Origin of the sequence: Moorena sp. SIO3H5, from assembly GCF_010692395.1 — a bacterium.
In the GTDB taxonomy this organism is placed as follows: Bacteria; Cyanobacteriota; Cyanobacteriia; order Cyanobacteriales; family Coleofasciculaceae; genus Moorena.
The window spans coordinates 1-2122 of sequence record NZ_JAAHHS010000696.1 but is presented as its reverse complement, the minus strand read 5'-3'; the positions used below and the strand labels follow the sequence as shown (position 1 = coordinate 2122).

At 45.7% G+C, this 2122-nt stretch carries 2 protein-coding genes and 1 pseudogene; 1 reads left to right on the top strand and 2 read right to left on the bottom strand.

Annotated elements, in window-relative coordinates; translation table 11 throughout:
* Both F6K52_RS35650 and F6K52_RS35645 read right to left on the bottom strand, forming a co-directional pair.
* On the bottom strand, window positions 1–290 hold a 290-nt coding region (locus F6K52_RS35650; RefSeq protein WP_364421393.1), incomplete at its 3' end, for a VWA domain-containing protein.
* A gap of 239 nt (window positions 291–529) precedes the next feature.
* On the bottom strand, window positions 530–1024 hold the full coding sequence (locus F6K52_RS35645) for an NAD(P)H-quinone oxidoreductase subunit N (RefSeq protein WP_293089826.1): 495 nt from the start codon (window positions 1022–1024) through the stop codon (window positions 530–532).
* 373 nt (window positions 1025–1397) lie between these two features.
* Between F6K52_RS35645 and F6K52_RS35640 the strand changes: the two are divergent.
* Window positions 1398–2122, top strand: a pseudogene (locus F6K52_RS35640) (hypothetical protein); the annotation flags it as partial.

Genomic DNA, 2122 nt, shown 5'->3' with positions numbered 1-2122 from the left:
TAGTCGTTGGTGGCATCAAGTAAAACACCAGCTAAATCCGTGCGTCCCGATGGTTCATTTTCCTGGAATATCTGTAGGACTTTATCTGCGGTTACATTGTCGTAGCGTTTAAAGCGACCAGCAAATACATATACCGTGATGCCATCTGGATCTAATTCTTCACATTTATTGGCTAAGGCAAGGGTAGACTCCTGCATGATTTGCCAACGGCTTTTTCCACCCAGTTGGTCCCTAATCGACATGCTTCCACTTTTATCGATGATTAAGGTGTAGTCACGTTGTTCGAGCATTGCTAGTCTTACCCACTATCATCCTACACCTCTAGGGTATCAAACTTATCATTTTTGACTACTTAAGGGGTCAGCTATCAGCATTCAGCTATCAGTATTCAGCATTCAGTATTCAGCTATCAGCATTCAGCTATCAGCTTATGGGCTAGATCACAGGCTAGAAGCCTGTGCCACGCTTTTGAATCAAATAAGCTGACCGCTGACCGCTGACTGCTAATAGCTGACATCATTAACTTAGGCTAGGCATTGGCTACAGAAACTAGTCCTGGCAAAGTCTCCTTGAGGGGTTGCCAACGGAAATAACGCTCCCCTCCCATCTCTAGGATTACTTTGACTCGTGGTTCTTGCTGGGGCAATGTGGTTAAATACTCAACTTCTTGACTAGATAGTATATTTCCTTCAATAATCCACAGCACCAACCCTTTAGAGTTGGGAGATAGGGCTGACAGTTGGTAGTTTACCAAGGGCGGCAGGTAGTAAACATCACCGACTGCAGATGATTTACCCATAGTTTTCTTGCCCAGATGAGGAGGGCGAACACCGTGAATTCCAGTTAGATAAGCAGCTGGATCTCCTAGTCCTTTGGCAGTAATGGAAACGGTGGTATAGCCAGCAGCCCGCAAACGCCGCTGATAACGACCTTCAAACCCACCTTCTAATGGTGCATAAACTGCCAATGCACCAGACTTTTCTAGTGCCCGGATGAATGACTTGCCGGTGGTGATCAGTGCCATTGCTACCTCTGCTTCTGGTTTAAGTTTTGTGAACTCCTGTCAGCCTCCTATTATAAGGGACTGTTGGCAAATTACCTCGAAGGTGCTGGAAACTGAGCGAAATATCGCGGGTTGGGGCAACAGCAGGACAAACCTGACCGCTTTTTAAGAATCAATAAGGACGGCAGTATAAAAAAACCTGATCACAATTGCCAAACTGAAAAAAATTATACTAGAGATAGGAGGCGAATTTACATAGATCTAAAGTATGGCATTGATAGTATCCCTAGGATACATAGTATGTTTTCCGGTCCGGTGATGTCCGACCTGTCCGACCTTTCTGTTTGATAAAGCTATTATCTTTGAGCGCAACTAAGTATTAGAAAACATCATTATGGCTCCCAATCCCACCATCATGAAAGCTGTTGAGCAGCTAGACTACCGCGTCACTGTTGGGGATGTTGCTGCCCAAGTGGGTTTAAACATCCATCAAGCCGAGCAAGGTTTACTTGTCCTGGCTTCAGAAGTAGGTGGACATTTACAAGTGGCCGAGTCAGGGGATATTGCTTATCTGTTTCCCAAAAACTTTCGCGCTATTCTCCGCAACAAGTTCTTAAAGCTACGGTTGCAAGCATGGTGGGTGCATATTTGGGGTGTTCTGTTTTACCTGATTCGGATTTCCTTCGGGATTTTCCTACTGCTTTCCATTGTGTTGATGATTGTTGCGATCGCATTTATTGTTCTGAGCCTCAAAGCTGGCAGTGACAATGATTCTGACGGAGGAGGCTCAGGAGGAAGTCGTTCTGGTGGTGGCGGCGGAATCCTATTTTTGCCCCGTTTCTGGATTGGACCGGATCTGTTTTGGTGGTTCAACCCATCATACTCCCACAATAATTATCGACGGCAACGGCAAAAATCTCGTTCTGGCCGAGAAGACAGTGAGATGAATTTTTTAGAGGCTGTCTTCTCGTTTCTGTTTGGTGATGGCAATCCCAATAGTGATTTAGAAGAACGTCGCTGGAAAACCATTGGTGCTGTAATTCGCAATTCCGGGGGGTCTGTGGCAGCTGAACAGATTGCTCCCTATCTTGATGACCTTGGGGAAAGCTATCAGCGGGA